The sequence below is a fragment of the Bacillus sp. Marseille-P3661 genome (assembly GCF_900240995.1).
Classification (GTDB): Bacteria; Bacillota; Bacilli; order Bacillales; family Bacillaceae_J; genus OESV01.
This window is the reverse complement of sequence record NZ_LT965953.1, coordinates 1,059,813-1,075,810: the sequence shown is the minus strand read 5'-3', so window position 1 is coordinate 1,075,810 and position 15,998 is coordinate 1,059,813. Positions and strand designations below refer to the sequence as shown.

The following is a 15,998-nucleotide window of genomic DNA, read 5'->3' as shown; positions in this document are numbered from 1 at the left end:
CTCCTTATTTACGACGTTTATAGAATGGTGTAGAAACAACCTTTGCTTTTGCAAACTTGTTTGCCCTGATTTCTACAAACATCTCTCTTGCTAAATCAGAAAACTCAGTCTTCACCAAAGCCAATCCTAAAGGTTTATTATAGGTCGGTGAGTGCGTACCAGATGTTATATGACCCACAACTTCTTCACCAACATATACTTTATAGTCATTTCTTGGAATACCGCGATCAATCATTTGAAGACCTACTAATCTTCGCTTAACACCTTCTTTCTGCTGAACTTTTAGGGCTTTTTTTCCGATAAAATCCACAAATTTATCTGTTTTCACAACAAAATCCAGTCCTGCTTCTAAAGGTGATATATCAGCTGTCAATTCATGACCGTATAAAGCCAGCTTCGCTTCAAACCTTAAAGTATCCCTTGCCCCAAGTCCGATGGGTAGAATATTAAATTCCTCCCCAGCTCTTAAAATACTAGTCCATAGCACCCTAGCTTGATTAGCATCACAATAAATTTCAAAACCATCTTCGCCGGTATAACCAGTACGCGAAACGATGCATTCAATTCCATCAATATTCACTTTTTGTTTAAACTTAAAAAATTTAATCTCGCTTATATTTTCAGTTGAAATTTTTTGTAGTATTATTTCTGCGAATGGACCTTGAAGAGCTAATTGAGCAACTTGGTCTGATAAATTAACTAATTGAACCGCTTCTACATTATGATTCATTAACCATTCATAATCCTTTTCAATGTTTGCCGCATTGACAACTAATAGAAATTCCTCTTCCGCTAGTCGATATACAATTAAATCATCCACTGTCCCACCATTCTCATAGCACATCGCTGTATACAATGCCCCACCAATCGTTAACTTTTCAATATCATTCGTCATCATTTTTTGTAAAAATTTTAAGCTATTTTCTCCTTTCACACTAATTTCGCCCATGTGTGAGACGTCAAATAAACCAGCTTTTGTACGGACTGCAACATGTTCCTCTTTAATTGTTTTAAATTGAACAGGTAACTCCCAACCTCCAAAATTGATCGTTTTAGCACCGTAATCCTTATATAACGGGTATATAGGTGTCCTTTTTAGCCAAGCCAATATAACCCCTCCCTGTGTTTTTCAATGAATTGACTAGTATATTAAAATTTATTCCACTTTGTTAATGGTTATATCCAAACTACAATAATCTATAATTTCGCCAATTAACCTGGAATTGAGATTTTGTTTAGTAACGTGAATAGTAAAAAAGGACAGGGGAATGTAAGAAACTGTACATTCCCTGTCCTTTGACCTGAAAGTTTTTCAATGATAATCTCAAATTATCATTGAATCCTCGTTGGTGGCTTATTAAAAGCGCTCTCCAGAGTTGCGTCCAACAAGAGTCTTTTTGCCTGAGAGATTCGCAGAATTTACTACTTGCTCCTTCGGCGCCACTTTAACTAATAGATAACTCTTTAACTAAGCAGTGGTCTCTCCCCTTGTTTTCATTCGCATATATATTTTTTTATAAGTTGGATATACTGAATTCTAGATTACTCTCTTTAATTTCTACCTAATTAATAATTATGACTACAATAATTAAATTATACTTAGATAACTAAAAAGAAAGGATCGATTCCATGCATGTTGATATCGAATTTGATCATACATGGCAAGAAGACTTCTTAGAAAAAGTGGAAAGCGATGGGCCATGGGCCAACTGGGAGCTATACAAGCTTGCTTATGAAATTGAAGAACATATGGTCATCCCAGAGTTTGAAGGATTGATTGCACCAAAACATCTACCACATTTAACTCCCCTAGCCCATCAACTCGAAGCTGCCCAAACTGTTCTTGAACAAATGAATGGAAAAGCAATTTTAGCAGACGAAGTAGGGCTCGGAAAAACTATAGAGGCTGGACTTATTTTAAAAGAATATATGATTCGAGGATTAGTCAAAAAAGTATTAATCCTTGTACCCGCTTCCTTAGTTTCACAATGGGAAACTGAGCTAAATCAAAAATTTTTTATTCCAGCTATTGGCTTTCGCAAAAGTTATGTTTGGGAGCAATGTGATATCGTAATCTCATCCATAGATACTGCCAAGCGCAATCCACATCGAGATATTATCTATAATCAAAACTATGATATGGTTATCATCGACGAAGCGCATAAATTAAAAAACAACAAAACAAAAAACTACGAATTTGTCCAAAATCTAAAGAAAAAGTTTTGTCTGCTATTAACTGCTACACCAGTGCAAAATAAAGTTGAAGAAGTATTCAATTTAGTTTCATTGTTAAAACCGGGCCATCTAGGAAGTCAATCTAATTTTTCAAAAGCTTTTTCTGCAAAAGATAGAAAAGTAGAAAATAATGAGTACCTAAAAGAGCTTATTAATAAAGTAATGATCAGAAATAGACGTGGAGATACCGATATTGAATGGACTAAGCGCCACGTTAAAACTGTCCCTATTACGCTATCTAAAGAAGAACAAGACCTTTATGATGCCGTTTTAGCATTAAAACATAATAATTATCTAAATAAAAGTCAATTTTCCTTGATCACTCTACAAAAAGAGGTATGTTCCAGTCGAGAGGCTGCTTTCTTCACGTTAAATAATATGTTAAAAAAGGAACTAGTAAGTAGTGCAGTTCAACAGGTCGTTCAACAGTTAGTTGAAAAAATAAACCTTATTACTAAAAACTCTAAAGCTGAAAAAGCATTAGAAATTATAAAAAACGTTAATGATAAGGTAATTATTTTTACTGAATATCGCGCAACACAGCTTTATTTACAATGGTTTTTAAAACAACATGGCATTACCTCTGTCCCATTTAGGGGTGGTTTCAAACGTGGAAAAAAAGATTGGATGAAGGAATTATTCAAAAATAATGTCCAAGTGTTAATCGCAACTGAAGCTGGCGGAGAGGGGATCAACCTCCAATTTTGTAACCATATCATTAATTACGATCTACCATGGAATCCTATGAGAATTGAACAAAGAATCGGTAGAATCCATCGTCTAGGACAAGAAAAAGATGTTATGATTTATAATTTTGCTACAAAAGGAACGGTAGAGGAGTATATACTACAACTACTTTATGAAAAAATAAATTTATTTGAACGTGTAATTGGTGAACTTGATGAAATTCTTACATCATTAGATATTATGAATATTGAAAATCAGATAGAAGATATTCTATTAAATTCTGATAGTGACGGGGAAGTTAAAATCAAAATGGACAACTTATCTTCAATAATTAATTTTCATTCAACTTTAAGTAGAGAGGAGGCCCAGAATGCAGCAGCAAGATATTCATAATTTTTTATATCGTTATTTTGTTAGTAATGGTTGTGACATTATCGAACAATCTGAAGGACATTTAATTGCACAATTAACGGTTGATCTCGATAAACAACTCATGAACCGCCCCTTCTATTGGCATTATGTTGAAAAAACAGGTGGCCAGCCACAACCGATGAAACTGACATTAATAACAGATCAAAATAAAGCACCGAATACAGTTCAAGGCATGAATATTCACTTTGGCTCACCCCAGCTACACCAAATTTTTGAATCAACCAAACGTATGGCCGCTACTATTCGTATGTATGAACTAATAAAACCAAACGGTCAAAATGTTGCACTACACCCTTGGTTGGTTCTCAATACTAAAATTTCATATCAGTGTGATCGAAAGAGAGATCTATTTATATCACTTGGGCTTAATCTAATTAACGGAGTAATTCTGGACCGCTTTCATAACAAGCTCTTAAAAAAGAAATTGACTCCTAAAATACCAGACTTTTGTTTTACCTTGTCACCGTTAATTAAACCGAAAAGCGGATTATTAAGAATCGAAAATGTTATCAAACAAATGATTGAAAGTGATGATCATACATGGGCAGATGAAGCTAGGATAAGATGGAAAAAAGATCAAGATTTATTAGATCATTTTTATGAGGACAATGATGAAAAACCTGAAAACTATGTTATAGAAAAACAAGCTATAGAAGATCAGTATAAACCTAAAATCAAAGTAAATATTATAAACGGCGGACTATTTTACTTATCACAGGAAAGTTTTTAGAAAACCTTCCTGTGATTTTTAATAGTGAAATACCAATTCCCCTCCACAAAAGCGTGGATTTAATTTGGATTTAATGATTATGACTTATTGCTTTAATATACAAACCTTTAGATTTGGGTTGAATACATGATACAACACATTGACCGCAACCGGTGCACAAATTTTGATCAACCATAGGTTTTCCACTTTCTAATGACAGCGCACCCGGTTCTGGGCAACACCTTATACAATAATCGCACATTACATCCTTAAACGCTACACAATTTGTGCTAATAACTTTAGCTAAACCAATTGATGGTGTTTTGTTTATTTCCGACATCACTAGTGCGTCTGTTGGACAATTATACACACATTCGTAGCAGAAAGTACAAGCTATTTCATTAGGATTTAAAAATGGCGTTCCCGCTAATTTGGCACCACTTTCAATATTAAATAACTGAATTGTTGAAACGGGACAAACATCATTGCAGATCCCACATCTAGTGCAAGAAGTAAGAAACACTAATTCGTCTTGGGCTCCAGGCGGACGGATAAATGTCCGCTCTTGGTCGAAAGTTGGTAAGATCATTTGTCCGAAGAGACCCAGTACTGACTTAAAATTCCCCATTAAAAACTCTCTTCGGTTTAATCGATCATTCATACTAGGAACAAACCTTAGCTGCTAATACTTCTTCGGCTTCCTCACAGTTGTAGTATACAACATTCACACCCAAAACACCCGGTACTTTTTCAAGCCTTTTACCAGTTTTATAGCTTTTCTCAATAGACTTCTGCTCTAGTGTAATCACAATTTTATTATTATCTACAACCTGGTGCACCTCTACACCGGTTATTTTTTCTACTTCAATCGCAACCTTGTCCGCAAGACCTTTTTTAGTTGAAATTAAGATGCCTGAAATCATCATTATGACTATTCCTCCCTTAGTTCCCTTAACAAATGCAGTATCGTATCCCCCTAAAAACCAAAATGATAAACACTTCTATTGGGCATTAAATGCTGGCTTTGTATCATTTTGTGTTGCATGGCATTGGATACAAGAATCGCGGAATATTTCTCCACCTGGTTCACTATTGTAGTAATGATCTGCTGTTGGCTGCGGTGCCCCAGTTTCAGGTGTTGCATGACATACTAAACAGCTTTCTTGTCTCAATTCTCCATTCCAAAAAGAACCGTGATCATTTGGCATAGTTGGTGGTGCATTTAATAAAACCATTGTGGATGATTGTTCACGTCCTTCTGTGTCAAGTTGTGGTACTGTTTCAGCTGTTACTGCTTGTGGCTTTTCTGTAGCAGGAACCTCTTCGGGTGCAGCATCTTCAGAAGTTCCAGTCTGTGAACACCCAACTGCAGTGATTATTACAAGTAGAAAAGCAAGAACATAAAGTAACTCTTTTCCTCTCACGTAAATCCCCTCCTACGCCTTTACAATTTTAACAGCACATTTTTTATAATCTGGCTGCTTTGATAGCGGACAATAAGCATCTAGTGTGACTAAATTAATTAAAGTTTCTTCCGCAAAAAATGGGACATATACCATATTCTTAGGCGGTTTTCCTCGGCCTTGCATAGTTGCTTTTATCTTGCATTCACCGCGCCTAGAAACTACTTTCACCCAATCGCCTTCTTTAACACCTAATTCAGCAGCAGTGTCAGGATGGATTTCACAAAGTGCCTCAGGAACAGCTCTGTGTAATTCTGGAACACGACGTGTCATGGAACCACTGTGCCAATGTTCTAACACACGGCCTGTATTTAACCACAATGGATACTCTTCATCAGGAATTTCAGCTGCATCCTCAAAAGGACGGAAAAATACAGTTGGCTTGTGATCAGCTGATTTATAGAAATCAATGTTATCGTATTTCCCTACTTCACCAAACTCCTCTACACCATATTGGTCAAAACCTTCTTCTTGTTTACCATGTGCATAGCGCCAGTTAGTTTCAATCCATTGACCATTTACTTCACGAACAGGCCAGCAAATTCCATGTTGCTTGAAATACTCCTCATATGGTGCCATTTGTTTAGCCTTTAACTTTAACTTTTTGCCTAATTCTTGAATCTTTGGATTATCACTTTCATGTGGGTTTGTAAATGAACGATACTCAGCCCATAATCTGCTATTTACTTCGTGCTGATCAGCAATTAAATCATTCTTTTCTTTATCCCAAATGAACCCAAATAAAGTATCAAATGCATCTTGATCACCAATTTTCTTACCATCTAACACCCGTTTTGCTACTTGAATAAGTGCCCAAATATCCCACTTGGCTTCACCTGGTGGCTCTGCACATTTCTCAAAAATACTTGTCCGTCGTTCAGCATTTCCAAATTGACCTTCCCGTTCAACCCACATTGCAGCTGGGAAAACAACGTTAGCTAATTCAGTTGACCTAGTTGGATAAACTTCCGAGACAACGATAAATGCATCAAGGACACCTTTTCCGTCTGGATCATTGCCACGGAAACGATTTAATTTCGGTAATGTTTGACCCCAGTTATTAGACATACTCCAGAGGAACTTAACATTGCCTTTCCCTAGCTCACGGAACATTTTAATCGTATGGAAACCAGGTTTTTCAATCGCATCTAAATAGCCTTCTGGCACCTTCCATACTAATTCTGTATAACGGCGATGATCCGGGTTATCCACTGTCATATCGGCTGGCAAGCGGTGACTAAATACGCCAACCTCACGCGCAGTACCACATGCACTTGGCTGACCTGTTAACGAGAATGGACCGCTTCCGGGTTTACTGATCTTCCCGGTTAATAGGTGAATATCGTATATAAGATTATTCATCCAAGTACCGCGGGTATGCTGGTTAACACCCATAGTCCAGAGGGACATAACTTTCTTACTTGGATCTGCAAATTCCATTGCTAAAGCTTCAATATCGGCCGCTGGAACACCAGAAATCTCTTCTGCCTTTTCTAGTGTATAGTAGCTAACCTTTTCTTTTAACTCATCAAAGGTAATGGTCCAGGCTTTACCAGAAGATGCACCGGGTTCTGTTACATCATAGTCATCTTTTAATGAGTGTCCTAAGTTCTCGGTACCAGCCTTAAATTGACAATGTGTTTCAACGAACTTTTTATCATATTTTTCATTTTGGATTAAATAATTGATAATTGCATTCGCAATCGCCAAGTCACTTTGAGGTTTAAACACCATTAACTTGTCAGCAGTTTCACTTGTCCGTGATTCACGTGTTGTTAAATCGTAATGCTTAACATTTGTTCCGCTTAATTTACGCGCTGTTAAGCGAGAGTATAAAACTGGATGCATCTCTCCCATATTTGCTCCCCAAGTAACAAATACATCTGCTAAGTCTAAATCTTTATAGGATCCCATTGGTTCGTCAGATTGGAATGTAGTCATAAAACCTACAACTGCACTGGCCATACATAAACGCGCATTTGGATCAATATTATTATTCAACAGACCTGCTTTCCAAAACTTAACAGAAACATAGCCATCCATTATTGTTTGTTGTCCTGAACCCCAGAATGCAATGGACTTTGGATCCTTTTCCCAGTTTTCTTTCAGCTTTTTCGATACTATTTCTAGAGCTTCCTCCCATGAAGCTTCGCGAAATCCTTCCATCGTTCCTTTTTTACTATTATCTTCACGAATTAACGGTTTTGTTAGACGGTCTTTTCCAAATAGGATTTTAGCAACATAGTAACCTTTAATACAATTTAACCCACGACTTGACCGGTTATCTGGATCGCCTTTAGCAGCAACAACTTTCCCATTTTTCGTTCCAACAAGAACTCCACACCCTGTACCACAAAAACGACATACTGTACTTTTCCATTCTTCCGGTTCAATACTCTCTACCTGTTGTACTGCTATTTCTTCTTCTGGTGCCGGTGCATTGGATTTTTTAGAAGAACATCCAGCGGCAGCAAGCGCTGCAGAAATGGCTGTTGCTTTTAGCAAACTTCGTCTTGTTAAATTCATTGCTAATCCTCCCTTTATCCTATCGGATTAAAATTTATGAAAAAACAACATCAAACTCTAAAATAGTTCCTGAACCTCACGAGGCTTTATCTTTATAGGCAGAGGGTTGTCCATTACGCAACGTTGCACACAGATTCCACATCCTACGCATTTTTCCGGATTTATTACCGGTGCAAATATAGCATGAGTATTGTCACCTGGCCTTAAATGGTATTTAATCATAATCGCTTCATCAATAAGTGGACATACTCGATAACAAACTTCGCAACGCATACCCTGATATGCAATACACGTTTTCTCATTTATAACAGCAATCCCCATTTTGACATCTTCTTTTTTTTCAATTCCAGATAAAGCCTCAGTTGGACAAACAGCTACGCATGGAAAGTCAGCACAAAGCATGCAAGGTATATCTCTAGCATCAATATAAGGGGTACCTAATCCAAGACCAAAATCTTCTTTCCCCATTTTGATACTATCGTAAGGACATGCTAGATTACATTTTCCACAGCGGACGCATAGTGCAAGAAACTCGTCTTCATCTACAGCTCCTGGGGGACGTAAAGCAGATTTGCTGCCAGGTTTCATCATGTTAAGTAACTCATAGGCAGCGAAACCACCAATTAATACCCTGAGTAGGCTTAGTCCTTTCATACCACTCCCCGCTCCCTTAGATATTAAAATCCACACAAGTTTTTGAAAACTTAGATCTATGTAGTATTCAAATTCTTGTTGTAAACAGTGTTTAAAAGATCGATCTTTAATTGAGAGTATATTCCAAGCAACTCTTTAAGAAGTGTGATAAATGTCACATATTAAACCGTTATATAATGACACTTTTGTGACTAAGATCACTTTCCTTTTTTAATAAAATGAAAAAATAGACATAAAAAAAAACACAAGGAGTTCCTTGTGTTTTTTGAGGTCTTTGGTAGCTACGGAGGTCTAAAGATTATTAAAGACCTTATTAGCTTTTATTTTCAATAATTTTATCTTTTTCATCTACTGAATCATCCTTAGTTAATTCGCGTGCAGAATTTTTAAACTCTCTTAAGGTTTGACCAGTAGCCTTCCCGATTTCAGGTAGTTTTTTTGGTCCAAAAACAATAAGTGCTAATAGTAAAATGAGGATCAACCCTGGAATACCAATATTTGTTAACATTGTTTCATCCTCCCGAACGTACTTGATAACAGTTTCTATGATGCAACGCCATTTTATCAAAAACTTCTAATTTTAACAGTGATATTTTTCACAATAATAGTGACAATATGTTGAAATTCAATTCAATATAAATGGTTTCTTTTACGAAAATATCAGGTATATGAAGTACAAAATAAACCTAATATTAACCACCAATATATGACATTTCAATTTTACTTTTTCTTTTTGAGTTATTTACCGTATGTTCTTTACGTTCATCAGAATAACGATCCTTCCTATATGTCCATTGATGACTAACTGATTTTAATAGCAGTTCATCTGTAACTCCGTCTCTGATAAGTTTTCGAAGATCAAATCCTTTTTCTGCAAATAAACATGTATATAATTTACCATCAGCAGAAAGCCTTGCTCTTGTACAAGAAGAACAGAAGGAATCTGTAACAGATGAAATAACTCCAAACTCTGCGTCAGAATCAAGATAGCGGTATCTACTAGCAACCTCACCAAAGTAATTTGGATCAATAGGTTCAACTGGGATTTCTGCAGCTATCTTTTCTACTATGTCCTTTTTTGAAACTACTTGTTCTAAATTCCAACCATTGGTATTTCCTACATCCATAAATTCAATGAATCTCAAAGTAATGTTTTTCTCTTTAAAAAAGCGTGCCATAGGCAAGATTTGATCATCATTCATACCTTTTTTTACAACCATATTAATTTTAATAAACAAACCAGCATCCTGGGCGGCCTCAATCCCTTTTAAAACGGCTTTCACTTGAACATTTCGACCATTTATACTTCCAAACAGCTTATCGTTAAGCGCGTCAAGACTTATATTCACACGATTTAATCCCGCTTTTTTCAAGGCAACAGCATGTTTCGGAAGATGCACTCCGTTTGTCGTTAACGCAATATCATTTATACCCTCTATTGAATTTAACCTTTCGATTAATGTTGGTAAGTCCTTGCGAAGAAGGGGTTCTCCACCTGTTAAACGGATCTTTTCAACACCTAATTGCGCAAATGCTCTTGTTAGTCGATCTATTTCGTCAAATGAGAGTAATTCCTGTTGTGGAAGAAAAGCATAATCTTCTCCAAAAACTTCAGCAGGCATACAATAATTACAGCGAAAATTACATTGATCTATAACAGAAATTCTTAAATCTCTTAATGGGCGTTCTAAAGTGTCAAGCAATTGTGTAGTTTTAGAGGTCAAAATTATCACTCCTACTAATCTCATTAACAAAACTCTATCACATTAGTAACACCCTGTAAAAAGAAAAAAGCTCCAATTGATCATTAATTTCAAATAAATGAAAATAATCTCCTCAAGATTTCAATACTATATCTATTTTTTCTTTCTTTGATTTACAATTAACATAATTGCTAAAGGGATAATTCCGAACATTCTGGATAAAAATGGACCTTGTTCAGATTTCTTAATTCTCTTTTGATTAATTCTTTCTTCTTTTGAGCTATTTGCATATTTTACAAATTGTTCTGTCATATACTTAATATAATCATTCGAAGACATTTAGCACACACCACCTATACATAAAAATTAGCATCCCCTTTTACAACTTTTTAATACATAGACATACACACCGTAACTCATTTAACTACATTATCCTTCTACCCATTTTTCTATATGTTTATCCGTAATTCTAATAATTGTAATAATATTATTTTGTCTTTTTTTTAAAGTAATTGCCTTTGCTTGAATAATAACGGAATCAATATCATACATTTCAAGCGAGTACATAATATTACCATTTGGGTAAATAAAATTACCCGTAATCGTCGTTGTAATTGGAGTGTTATCAAGTATAGAAACTATGTCAATTAATCCTAACTGGGTAATACTTTGAAGCTGGAGCAATTCCTCTTGCTCTTCTAAGAAAAGCAATTCGGCTTTATACTGATCAATTGTACTTAATACAAAAAATGGAATGATTATACTAAACACAATTGCTAATGGATATATCATCCCATTTTGATTTAGTTGCGGAACCAATTCTTTCACCACCTTACTTTGTTTTGTATTAGCAATTAACATTAAATATAGAGGAACTGGATAGTTCCTCTATATTTCCAACTTCACCATAAATTTTTATATAAGAATTGGAGCCAATGAAAGTCTTTTTTTCTTAGCTTTATGATCTTGTGTAATTGAAATAATAACCCCGTTGCTGACTAACTCATATGAAACATGATCCACTCTTTGTATTAATATTTCATTACCAGCCCCATTTACCCTTCTACGGATACTGCTATCATATAATTCATAGCTCACCTTACTAGCGTCCCCCATTATCAATATCAAAGTATTATTGTTAACCTCCAGTCCTTTTGCTGTAACAATTTCCATCCGCAAATGCTCATAGAAAATATCTATTTCAAATGCTGAGTTATCTTTTTGATCTGCCATTAACCCAATCACAATCGGAAAGAAAGTAACTAGTAATAAAAAAATAGAGAAACTAAATAGGAATTCTAACATTGTAAAACCCTTTTCTAATTCACCTATCTTACGGTTTAACGAATGTACATGTTTGGCCTTGTTCAGATAAAAACGCCTCCCAAAAAATACATAATTCAACAAGGTTTCCCTTTCTCTCTGCTGTAAAATGGAATTGTTTGTTTCCACTGAGTAGGTCTTTAGCTTGAAGAACCTTCTTATCATATAAATATGTTTCTTTTTCATTGTGCAACAATAGGAGTGCATCTCTTTTATAATCAAGAAAGTATCGCTCTTGAGATACATTCATAAAAATCGGGACTATAAATGACGTAACCATGAGAAACAAAGCAAACGAAACCAACACTTCTACAAGGGAGAAACCCTTACAATTTACTAACATATGTTAGCCCCTTTCCAAATAAAAACACTACTGAGTACATGTCTCCATGGTATTTAATATACATACGTCCTGATTGAATGATGTTTCCATTATAAGTGAACCTTACAATTGTAGGTAAAGTAGCAAATTGTAAATCTATCTCTGAGGAATACTGCCTGCTAACTATATTGTTTTGAATACCACCGGTATACACATAATATTTATTTTGAGTAGGAAAAAATGATATATTAACATTGGTGTGATGACTTATTGAATATATTTTTGCATATAAAACATCAGTTTGGAGCTGTTCAATGAAATGGTCAATTTTAATTTGGCGATATAGAGGTTGTAAAGAAATTAACGTAATGCTAATGACTATACAAAATAGAGAAAAAACAACGATTGTTTCCAGTAAAGTAAATCCTTTTTCACGACTAATTTTCATAATTATCCCTCAGATAGAGGAGGTGCAGAAGTTACTTCATTGCCTATATATCTTAGTTCATCCCCATTTGGACATTTAAGTGATTTTATATAGTTGCCATCCACAAGAGGTTGCAGATCCGTTATTGTTTCTCCCTTTTCAATCTCATAAGCTTGAATCTGTGCCTCAACTAACTTTACTAGCGCTTCACATCCTTTATCCTTAACGACTGTATTATTTTTTGTCACATTTGGAATCGTAACGAGCAGTAGTGTTGAAATAACCATAAGTACAACCATCATTTCTACTAATGTAAAACCATCCTGTTTCTTCATAATTTTCTTCCTCCATCTACTAATCTATTTTTGGTTTACCTTTATTACCTTTAGCCCAAATACTCAACAACTAGATTATAACGTTTGCATCATTCCGTATAAGGGCAGCATAATAGCTAAATACATAAGAATAACGAGTAATCCTACAAAAATAATAACCATAGGTTGTAATAAACGGAGCCATAATTTAAATGATCCCTCTAATCGGTCAATCACAATTTGGCTATAATCTAATAGTTCATTCACTAGCAGCCCATTAGCCTGACCATGAATAATAATTGTCGAAAGCTCATCTTCATAGTAAGGAGTAACTTTTAAGATTTTTTCTAGCTGTTCACCCTCGAGTAAAAATTTTCTTATTCTCTTTGATTCCGCATTAAAAAATAATAGATGATCTTGCTCTTCGAAAACTGAAAGTGCATCATTTATAGATAAACCACTTCCTAACAGCGTCCCAAGGTGAAAAGAAAAAAAGTATGTGTTGTATTTGCTAGTAATTTTACGAAGAACTGGTAATTTACAAAGGAAAAGTTGCTTTTCAATTGGTTGCTTTCTTCTAAAATAAAACCAGTAAAAGGTAAATAAAAATAAAGAAAAAATGAGAATGGCGAGCGAAATCTGTGCAAAATCTAATTGAAGTAGCATCGCGGTATTAATAATTCGAGACTGAGGAAGATCATCAATAGACTCTTGTAGACTTATAAATTGTTGTAATAAAATGTCCTGCATTATTGCTAAAAGAATGCCTACAAAAACTAATAAAAATAATGGATAACGCATTACAGCTACTAATTTATTTTTATACGCGATTTTTTTATCAAGGAATTCACCTGCTTGTAATAGACCGGTTTCTAAGTCTCCATGCTTTACTGCGAAGAATATATAACTGAGCGCATCACTAGAAAAGCCTAAGAAACTCAATACGTCGAAAAAAGGTGTTCCTTGTTTTAAATTTAATACTATTAATTCTAAATCATCCTTCCTATTTCGCGATTGATATAGCTTTAAAAATTCTATAGCTGTTGAAAGAGTATACCCCTTTTGCAATAGGTAACTTAAGCGTTTTAAAAAAATAGCTTGATCTTTAACTGGCCACTTCCCACGATTACTCTTCCACATAGTGTTCTCCTATACATTCATCAGATAAATAGCCAAGCGCAATTCCTTTCTTTTTTAAATCAAGGAGTGTGCGATAGTTATAGATTGCTTTTTCACCTTTTGCTTCTTTTATAACCCCATGTAAATTACTGCCATATAACATCTCATATATACTTAACCGATTAACTTTCCTTAATTGCAAACAATATGGGGAACACCCATCTTTACAGTACGGACACTTTAAATTTACAAGTCGTTGTGCAGTAGCACAAACCAGTGTTTGTTCGATATCCTTGATTGGTATGCCAAGGTCCATCAAACGATATATAGCTCCTCTCGCATCCTTTGTATGCATAGTTGATAGAACAAGATGTCCAGTTAAACCGGCCCTAATAGCTGCCTTTGCTGTTTCTTCATCCCGGATTTCTCCTACCATGATAATGTCAGGATCATGTCTTAAAATGGCTTTAAGTCCGACTGCATATGTAATCCCGGCTTTTTCATTGACTTGTACTTGGATACATCCAGTATCAATTTGTTTTTCAATAGGGTCTTCTAATGTAATAATATTACAGTCCAATGTTTGTTGAGCAGCATGTAAAAGTGAATAAAGCGTAGTTGTCTTTCCAGAACCTGTTGGACCTGTTAAGATTATCAAACCAGTTGAATTTAATGTTAAAGAGAATAGTTTTTGAATAGCTTGCGGAAATAAAGACAATGTAGATAAAGAAGTTTTCTCATTTTGGGGCAAAATTCGGATAACCAAACTTTCCTGGAAAATAGTGGGCAGTGTTGAAAGACGTAAACTTACAGGGTTTTGACCAACAGTTAACTGAATCGAACCATTTTGCGGCCTTCGTTTTTCTCCGATGTCCATCCCTGCTAGAAATTTGAAGTGGGAAATGAGTTTTTCACAAACATTTTTGGATAATGTCTCTACTGGTAGTAGCTTGTGTTGAATTCTAAACTGAATCAATGCATCGTTTTGTCGTGGCACAACATGTACATCAGAAGCCTTAAATGACGTGGCAACTTTAAGCAACGTATCTGCGCGAGTCTCTATAACACCCAATGTATCACCTTCCTTCTTTTGTTGATTTATATATTCTGCACCAATCGACAAACACCTTCTTTCTTCGTCTATTTTTTTATTTTTAATTAAATATAATTCATATAACACAGTACAAACCTGATTTTTTCCTTTTCATATTTTAAATGTGACCAAATTAGGACAATTTAGTTTCTACTATAGAAATCATTCCAATGTACAATTCCAATGTACAATAAACTATACTATAATGGTTGTAGTACTATTAGGCTAGGGGTGAATTTGGTTGGAACAAACCTTAAAAATAACAAACGTATTATCAGATCCTACAAGGTTCTCAATTTATCAATATATCACTAAATACCATAGTGAAGTAACCGTACAAGATATTGCAGATTCATTTAACATTCACCCGAATGTTGCAAGATTACATCTTACGAAACTGGAAGATGTAAACATGTTGATATCTGAAACTAAAAAAACAGGTAAAGGTGGAAGACCTAGTAGATTATATCGTTTATCAGACGATGTAATCCAGCTTAACTTTCCTTTCCGTGATTACCAGTTACTATCAAAAATAGCAATTGAAACCCTTATGTCCCTTGGAGACATCGGTGAACAAGCATTAATGGAAACTGGAAAGAAATTTGGAAAAGAAATAATTGAAAAGGAACTTAAGAGAAACAATGATAATCCGCTAACTTTTGATGACAAATTTAATCTTCTAAAGGACGCAGCTGGCTTGTTAGGATTTTACCCTGACTTTGATCATAATTCTGATCAAACAAAAATTTACTTCAAAATATTCAACTGTCCTTTTAAGGAAATTGCTGTTAAAGATGAAGGCACAGTATGTAAAATGCACTTTGTTTTTATAAACGGTATGTTCGACACATTATTTGATAACGTGGAATTGATTGAAGAAGAGAATATGTTAAAAGGCTGTAGCTCTTGTAACTATTTAGCTTTAATTGATGAGAAATAGTAAATAATAACTTGGACAAATTGGTAATTGATCTGATTGGTTTTGACAAAA

General features: G+C 35.0%; 19 protein-coding genes and 1 riboswitch. Of the genes, 3 read left to right on the top strand and 16 right to left on the bottom strand.

Translation table 11 applies throughout. The features are described 5' to 3' along the window. Positions 1–4: 4 nt before the first annotated feature. Positions 5–1,108: a glycine cleavage system aminomethyltransferase GcvT gene (gcvT, locus tag C1724_RS05025; protein ID WP_102345617.1), complete on the bottom strand. Its 1,104-nt coding sequence runs from the start codon at positions 1,106–1,108 to the stop codon at positions 5–7. Between the two features lie 271 nt (positions 1,109–1,379). Next, positions 1,380–1,498, bottom strand: a riboswitch (glycine riboswitch). A gap of 131 nt (positions 1,499–1,629) precedes the next feature. On the opposite strand from gcvT, the gene C1724_RS05020 reads away from it, so the two are divergent. Further along, positions 1,630–3,315, top strand: a complete 1,686-nt coding sequence (locus C1724_RS05020; RefSeq protein WP_102345616.1) for a DEAD/DEAH box helicase — start codon at positions 1,630–1,632, stop codon at positions 3,313–3,315. Next, the gene (locus tag C1724_RS05015; RefSeq protein ID WP_102345615.1) at positions 3,293–4,084 is read left to right on the top strand and encodes a YqhG family protein; all 792 of its coding nucleotides are present in this window, start codon (positions 3,293–3,295) and stop codon (positions 4,082–4,084) included. Before C1724_RS05020 ends, C1724_RS05015 begins: the two co-directional genes overlap by 23 nt. Positions 4,085–4,154: 70 nt before the next feature. On the opposite strand, the gene C1724_RS05010 is transcribed toward C1724_RS05015, so the two are convergent. The 15 genes from C1724_RS05010 to comGA form a co-directional block, all read right to left on the bottom strand. Continuing rightward, positions 4,155–4,724, bottom strand: a complete 570-nt coding sequence (locus C1724_RS05010; RefSeq protein ID WP_102345614.1) for a 4Fe-4S dicluster domain-containing protein — start codon at positions 4,722–4,724, stop codon at positions 4,155–4,157. 1 nt (position 4,725) lies between these two features. Continuing rightward, the gene (locus tag C1724_RS05005) at positions 4,726–4,989 is read right to left on the bottom strand and encodes a chaperone NapD (RefSeq protein ID WP_102345613.1); all 264 of its coding nucleotides are present in this window, start codon (positions 4,987–4,989) and stop codon (positions 4,726–4,728) included. Positions 4,990–5,064: 75 nt separating this feature from the next. After that, positions 5,065–5,487, bottom strand: coding sequence for a nitrate reductase cytochrome c-type subunit (locus tag C1724_RS05000; RefSeq protein ID WP_102345612.1), 423 nt, complete (start codon positions 5,485–5,487; stop codon positions 5,065–5,067). Between the two features lie 12 nt (positions 5,488–5,499). After that, the gene (gene napA, locus C1724_RS04995; RefSeq protein WP_102345611.1) at positions 5,500–8,052 is read right to left on the bottom strand and encodes a nitrate reductase catalytic subunit NapA; all 2,553 of its coding nucleotides are present in this window, start codon (positions 8,050–8,052) and stop codon (positions 5,500–5,502) included. A gap of 57 nt (positions 8,053–8,109) precedes the next feature. Further along, the gene (locus tag C1724_RS04990; RefSeq protein WP_102345610.1) at positions 8,110–8,706 is read right to left on the bottom strand and encodes a 4Fe-4S dicluster domain-containing protein; all 597 of its coding nucleotides are present in this window, start codon (positions 8,704–8,706) and stop codon (positions 8,110–8,112) included. Between the two features lie 313 nt (positions 8,707–9,019). Further along, positions 9,020–9,214 carry a twin-arginine translocase TatA/TatE family subunit gene (tatA, locus tag C1724_RS04985; RefSeq protein ID WP_102345609.1) on the bottom strand — a complete coding sequence of 65 codons (195 nt, stop codon included), beginning with the start codon at positions 9,212–9,214 and terminating at the stop codon, positions 9,020–9,022. Between the two features lie 184 nt (positions 9,215–9,398). After that, entirely contained in the window at positions 9,399–10,454 is a 1,056-nt protein-coding gene (moaA, locus tag C1724_RS04980; protein WP_102345608.1) for a GTP 3',8-cyclase MoaA, read from the bottom strand. A 108-nt stretch (positions 10,455–10,562) separates the two neighbouring features. Further along, on the bottom strand, positions 10,563–10,748 hold the full coding sequence (locus C1724_RS04975; protein ID WP_102345607.1) for a YqzE family protein: 186 nt from the start codon (positions 10,746–10,748) through the stop codon (positions 10,563–10,565). Positions 10,749–10,838: 90 nt separating this feature from the next. Further along, a complete protein-coding gene (gene comGG / locus C1724_RS04970) occupies positions 10,839–11,228 on the bottom strand; it encodes a competence type IV pilus minor pilin ComGG (protein ID WP_180994122.1) in 390 nt (129 codons plus the stop codon). Between the two features lie 96 nt (positions 11,229–11,324). After that, positions 11,325–11,714, bottom strand: a complete 390-nt coding sequence (locus tag C1724_RS25435; RefSeq protein WP_180994121.1) for a ComGF family competence protein — start codon at positions 11,712–11,714, stop codon at positions 11,325–11,327. Between the two features lie 28 nt (positions 11,715–11,742). Then, on the bottom strand, positions 11,743–12,075 hold the full coding sequence (locus C1724_RS04960) for a type II secretion system protein (RefSeq protein WP_102345604.1): 333 nt from the start codon (positions 12,073–12,075) through the stop codon (positions 11,743–11,745). Continuing rightward, the gene (gene comGD, locus C1724_RS04955) at positions 12,059–12,502 is read right to left on the bottom strand and encodes a competence type IV pilus minor pilin ComGD (RefSeq protein ID WP_102345603.1); all 444 of its coding nucleotides are present in this window, start codon (positions 12,500–12,502) and stop codon (positions 12,059–12,061) included. The genes C1724_RS04960 and comGD overlap by 17 nt, the downstream gene beginning before the upstream one ends. 2 nt (positions 12,503–12,504) lie before the next feature. Beyond that, the gene (gene comGC, locus C1724_RS04950) at positions 12,505–12,816 is read right to left on the bottom strand and encodes a competence type IV pilus major pilin ComGC (RefSeq protein ID WP_102345602.1); all 312 of its coding nucleotides are present in this window, start codon (positions 12,814–12,816) and stop codon (positions 12,505–12,507) included. A 75-nt stretch (positions 12,817–12,891) separates the two neighbouring features. Further along, positions 12,892–13,935 carry a competence type IV pilus assembly protein ComGB gene (gene comGB, locus C1724_RS04945; RefSeq protein WP_102345601.1) on the bottom strand — a complete coding sequence of 348 codons (1,044 nt, stop codon included), beginning with the start codon at positions 13,933–13,935 and terminating at the stop codon, positions 12,892–12,894. Next, a complete protein-coding gene (gene comGA / locus C1724_RS04940) occupies positions 13,922–14,986 on the bottom strand; it encodes a competence type IV pilus ATPase ComGA (RefSeq protein WP_102346741.1) in 1,065 nt (354 codons plus the stop codon). The genes comGB and comGA overlap by 14 nt, the downstream gene beginning before the upstream one ends. Positions 14,987–15,248: 262 nt before the next feature. Here comGA and C1724_RS04935 point away from each other — a divergent pair, with 262 nt between their 5' ends. Then, positions 15,249–15,947, top strand: coding sequence for a helix-turn-helix transcriptional regulator (locus tag C1724_RS04935; RefSeq protein ID WP_102345600.1), 699 nt, complete (start codon positions 15,249–15,251; stop codon positions 15,945–15,947). Positions 15,948–15,998: the final 51 nt, after the last annotated feature.

What these genes read in the sequence shown, in the direction of transcription:
- C1724_RS05020 (WP_102345616.1), top strand. Translation starts at nt 1,630, where the DNA reads ATGCATGTTGATATCGAATTTGATCATACATGGCAAGAAGACTTCTTA.
- C1724_RS05015 (WP_102345615.1), top strand. Translation starts at nt 3,293, where the DNA reads ATGCAGCAGCAAGATATTCATAATTTTTTATATCGTTATTTTGTTAGT.
- C1724_RS05010 (WP_102345614.1), bottom strand. Translation starts at nt 4,724, where the DNA reads ATGAATGATCGATTAAACCGAAGAGAGTTTTTAATGGGGAATTTTAAG.
- C1724_RS05005 (WP_102345613.1), bottom strand. Translation starts at nt 4,989, where the DNA reads ATGATGATTTCAGGCATCTTAATTTCAACTAAAAAAGGTCTTGCGGAC.
- napA (WP_102345611.1), bottom strand. Translation starts at nt 8,052, where the DNA reads ATGAATTTAACAAGACGAAGTTTGCTAAAAGCAACAGCCATTTCTGCA.
- C1724_RS04990 (WP_102345610.1), bottom strand. Translation starts at nt 8,706, where the DNA reads ATGAAAGGACTAAGCCTACTCAGGGTATTAATTGGTGGTTTCGCTGCC.
- tatA (WP_102345609.1), bottom strand. Translation starts at nt 9,214, where the DNA reads ATGTTAACAAATATTGGTATTCCAGGGTTGATCCTCATTTTACTATTA.
- moaA (WP_102345608.1), bottom strand. Translation starts at nt 10,454, where the DNA reads ATGAGATTAGTAGGAGTGATAATTTTGACCTCTAAAACTACACAATTG.
- C1724_RS04975 (WP_102345607.1), bottom strand. Translation starts at nt 10,748, where the DNA reads ATGTCTTCGAATGATTATATTAAGTATATGACAGAACAATTTGTAAAA.
- C1724_RS25435 (WP_180994121.1), bottom strand. Translation starts at nt 11,714, where the DNA reads ATGTTAGAATTCCTATTTAGTTTCTCTATTTTTTTATTACTAGTTACT.
- C1724_RS04960 (WP_102345604.1), bottom strand. Translation starts at nt 12,075, where the DNA reads ATGTTAGTAAATTGTAAGGGTTTCTCCCTTGTAGAAGTGTTGGTTTCG.
- comGD (WP_102345603.1), bottom strand. Translation starts at nt 12,502, where the DNA reads ATGAAAATTAGTCGTGAAAAAGGATTTACTTTACTGGAAACAATCGTT.
- comGC (WP_102345602.1), bottom strand. Translation starts at nt 12,816, where the DNA reads ATGAAGAAACAGGATGGTTTTACATTAGTAGAAATGATGGTTGTACTT.
- comGB (WP_102345601.1), bottom strand. Translation starts at nt 13,935, where the DNA reads ATGTGGAAGAGTAATCGTGGGAAGTGGCCAGTTAAAGATCAAGCTATT.